Raw genomic sequence first — 2,437 nt, forward strand, 5'->3', positions numbered from 1 at the left:
ATTAGGGCCAAGCAACGGCTGACCATCCGGCCCCAGGAGTTCGCCATTAGGGCCAAGCAACGGCTGACCATCCGGCCCAAGCTGTTCGCCATGTGGCCCGCTCTGCTCTTTTTTGGCCATCACCATCACACTCAGAAGATCAAGCATCTTATCTGGCTCAGATTGTTGCCGACCTGCTTTCGCTTTGGCTTCTCGATCGCTTTCGCGTGCGATCTTCTTAACCTGATCTTCAAACCCGCCAGAAGCCACAGCACCAGTACAAACCAAACACCCTAAGAGCACCCCAAGACTGATTCGATTTACCATTGGATCTCTCCTGAGCCGACGCTGGTATCAAGGCGCATTCCCAAGCGCATAGCATCACTAAACCGATACTCTTGTGTTGTCATCACGCACCGAACTTGGCCGAATCGCGGGATCGTCTGCTCACAACGATGAAACGTAGTAACGGGATCCTGGCCATCTTCATCATCGATCCGGTACAAAGCGAGCCCCCGCAAACTGATGGGATCTGTGTTTTGATTGGCTATATCAAAGATCAGATTGCTAAATGACTGGTATTGCTCAACTTCCCTTACATACACCTCAATCAAATAGCCGTCATCGGTACGGATCTCTTTGCGCTGTCGTACTCGGTTACGCTGCGGCCCACTCATGGAAAGCTCACCGACCAAACTCATTGCTCGATCCCGCGCCCGTTGTTCCAGTTCATTCTCCTTTTTCTGATACTCGCGTTCGATCGCGGCCACCTGGCGCTTTACACTTTCCCCGATCAAGTAGCCTCGTTCTTCTTCCGAGATCTGAAATACGACATTGGCGAAGCTTAAGGACCGATCCAAGGTTGAGCGTAACTCTAGTGTTAAGTTGAAACCGCCCACACTCACATACAAATACCCTAAAAATGGATTCATCAAACGGCCAGAAGTGCGATCAATGGCTGACTCTAATACCTCTCGCTTTACCATGATCGTCAATTGATTTTGCAAAATAGAGGCATCCACCACACCAGAAATTGCGGGCACCGTGTAATAAACCGGGTTTGTCATGGTTAGCGACAAACTTGGCTCAAAGTTGGGATCGGTCAATTGAAAAGGAAAGATCAGCCTCACCCCGAGATCAGGCACCAAATGCAACACCTTTCGTGTATCCTGCCCCAACTCCCAGGACTGGGTGATCGGGGCGGCAATCGCTGACTGCACCAATAGCAACATCACCGCAATTACTTTAAATATCCCGCAACGCATGGACAAGCACCCCCGTACTGGCAAAATCGGTTCTAGGAACAAGCCTTAACGTTATTTCTTGACGAAATTCTTTTATTTTCTTGCGAGTTCCTAACGCCTCAATCTCTCCCGCTAGAACAGCCCTAACAGCCACAAACTGCTCACCATTTCCATCATGGACCGTTTTGGTTTCTAATATTTCTATTTCATCATCCACAAAACTCACCGAGGTTTTATTTTGGGCGTTTTCCACTGTGCTAATGAAATTACTGGCACGCAAAGATTCCATGTGTGAATCTCGCAGTGAATAATCAACCCCACTCATCGGCTTAGTGTCCATCATTGACAAAACGCACGCCACATCATCCCGAATCGTCGCAGAGTTAAGCGACCAATAGCAATTCCCGAACCGTTTAACGGCTCCAATCAACTCTTGCTCTGTCCTTGCCAATGGATCTCGAAAGTTAACATATCCAAGAAAGTTGCCTTGCTGATCAACCACCATGATTTCAGTCGGCTTTATTGAGTGATACCACGATGTAAAAATCAAGCAGATTAAAAAGAACAACGCCAATAACCAACCTGCACCGCCGAACTGTGCCAGTTTAATAAAGTACGCTCCAATCGCCCCATGCCCCCCAACGCGCCGCGTTCCTGCATTTTTTACTGTCATTGCTCGTCACTCCTTTTTTTACGGCGTATTTGGTTAATGATCGCGGCTCGCCGTGCCTTTGCCTTTTCATCATCCCCATTGGCTTCGTTTTCATTCTCTGTCATTCCCAGCTCGCGATCTTCTTCTTGTCGCCGCATCGCAGCCGTCGCACTGGGTGTAAGATTCTTAGCTGGCTGCTCAATGCTTTGAGCCGACGCTTTATCTGGTTCACTCTGAACATTGCCAGGCTCCAGATTGGGTGACGACGCTTTACCTGGTGCGGCGGGGCTGCTGCTGACCGCCTGACCGGCACTCGATGACGACGCTTTACCTGGTGCGGCGGGGCTGCTGCTGACCGCCTGACCGGCACTCGATGACGACGCTTTACCTGGTACGGCGGGGCTGCTGCTGACCGCCTGCCCGGCACTCGATGACGACGCTTTACCTGGTGCGGCGGGGCTGCTACTGACCGCCTGACCGGCACTCGATGACGACGCTTTACCTGGTGCGGCGGGGCTGCTGCTGACCGCCTGACCGGCACTCGATGACGACGCTTTACCTG

4 protein-coding genes are annotated in these 2,437 nt (G+C 51.1%); all 4 read right to left on the reverse strand.

Annotation, left to right across the window (positions count from 1 at the left end; translation table 11 throughout):
- The coding region (locus AC2D8U_RS20590) for a hypothetical protein (RefSeq protein WP_484620956.1) at positions 1 to 306 on the reverse strand (306 nt) is incomplete at its 3' end.
- Positions 300 to 1,244: a hypothetical protein gene (locus AC2D8U_RS20595; RefSeq protein ID WP_484620957.1), complete on the reverse strand. Its 945-nt coding sequence runs from the start codon at positions 1,242 to 1,244 to the stop codon at positions 300 to 302. The genes AC2D8U_RS20595 and AC2D8U_RS20590, both read right to left, overlap by 7 nt.
- Positions 1,225 to 1,896 (reverse strand): hypothetical protein, encoded by a 672-nt coding sequence (locus AC2D8U_RS20600; protein ID WP_484620958.1) that lies wholly within the window; start codon positions 1,894 to 1,896, stop codon positions 1,225 to 1,227. The genes AC2D8U_RS20595 and AC2D8U_RS20600 overlap by 20 nt, the downstream gene beginning before the upstream one ends.
- Positions 1,893 to 2,437: hypothetical protein (locus tag AC2D8U_RS20605; protein WP_484620959.1), on the reverse strand; the 545-nt coding region annotated here is incomplete at its 5' end. The genes AC2D8U_RS20605 and AC2D8U_RS20600, both read right to left, overlap by 4 nt.

The organism is Ferrimonas sp. YIN67, assembly GCF_057219095.1.

Bases quoted from the DNA above. Each gene is read 5' to 3' on its own strand.
- AC2D8U_RS20595 (WP_484620957.1), bottom strand. From the start codon at position 1,244: ATGCGTTGCGGGATATTTAAAGTAATTGCGGTGATGTTGCTATTGGTG.
- AC2D8U_RS20600 (WP_484620958.1), bottom strand. From the start codon at position 1,896: ATGACAGTAAAAAATGCAGGAACGCGGCGCGTTGGGGGGCATGGGGCG.